Source organism: Shewanella sp. 11B5 (genome assembly GCF_002836795.1).
Lineage (GTDB): Bacteria > Pseudomonadota > Gammaproteobacteria > Enterobacterales > Shewanellaceae > Shewanella > Shewanella frigidimarina.
Map to the genome: position 1 here is coordinate 1 of NZ_PJAP01000087.1, position 1,336 is coordinate 1,336.

At 41.6% G+C, this 1,336-nt stretch carries 1 protein-coding gene; it reads right to left on the minus strand.

Going from position 1 to position 1,336, the window contains the following annotated elements; genetic code table 11:
* Positions 1–247 precede the first annotated feature (247 nt).
* The coding region (locus CXF78_RS00725; RefSeq protein ID WP_102035706.1) for a Y-family DNA polymerase at positions 248–1,336 on the minus strand (1,089 nt) is incomplete at its 5' end.

Sequence of the window (1,336 nt, forward strand, 5' to 3'; positions counted from 1 at the left end):
GTAGAAGCCCTTAAAATCAATACTCATAGCATATATGCACATAAATAACTCCTCCTAAGCCGCGTATTTCCAGCTGCAATAGCTGTTGAGCTAAAAGCCAGTAAAAAGAAAGGTAGACCAATTTTAAGAAGGTTCATCGAATGCTTCAAGCTAAGGAACAGTGATTAGCTAATGTCTGATTTATCTAATTAAACCAAGCATATGAGTGATACTAACAGTGAAAACATTAATCAAAGCAAAAACCTAGTTAGCACTTAATGCTGGGTACACTGAACCATTTGGTTGTGTATTGTGGCGTTAGCAAATCACGGCGCATTGACCACTTGTGCTCTATGCCTTGAGCTGCTAGAAACATCGTATCACTGCCATAGCGTTGGTTAATGTCATCTAGCGTATTCATCAAAGCGGGATTAGCCTTTGAAGGGTTAAATAAATCGAATTGGTTATGTTTTTCGCTAGCTAAATCGATAAGCCCTATACCGATTTTGTAATAATGTACGAACTCACGAAATAGCTTTGGTGCGGCCTCACTCATAGCTTTGGTTAGCTCAACAGTGCAGTTGGTTGGACATGGAAAATGTACAATAGCTTTATAGCTTACAGGCCGTTCATCATGGGGTGAATTACTGGCAAAAATCAGCAAGGTCTTGCAGTTTGAACCTTGCTTACGTGCTTTACTCGCTGCGATAGCAACATGCTTACTCAATGCTTGTAATAACGACGAATAATCTGTGATGCGCTCACCTACGCTTCTAGTCGAAAATATCTGCTTTTTATCTGCCCTCGACTCATCCCATATTTTACAGGCTTGGCCGTTAAGCTCACGAACGGTACGTTCTATTTCAATACTAAATTGCTTTCTTGCCAGTGTCGGCGGCATAGACGCAAGTTGAAACGCAGTACGGATATTCATTAATTCAAGCTTCTTACTTATTCGGCGGCCTATCCCCCATACATCCCCTACAGCAAGCTGCTTTAAAATAGCTATACGCTCTTGCTCATTACTAATGAAACAAACTCCTTTGTAGCCCTCAATCTTCTTAGCTGCATGGTTGGCTATTTTAGAAAGAGTAAGCGTTTCACCAATACCCACACAGACTGCTAGCCGCGCTTCTTTCCACACAGCACGGCGGATTAACTGGCCTTGCGTAAGGAGGCATTTGATAGCGGGATAGCAGTTTTTAAAAGAGAGGAAGCTTTCATCAATAGAGTAGACATGTTGCTCAGGGGCAAAGCGGCCAATGATATCCATCATTTTGCTAGATAAGTCAGCATAAAGTTCATAGTTTGAGGAACAGACAATAACACCACGTTTGGCGCATAAGGCTTTAACTTG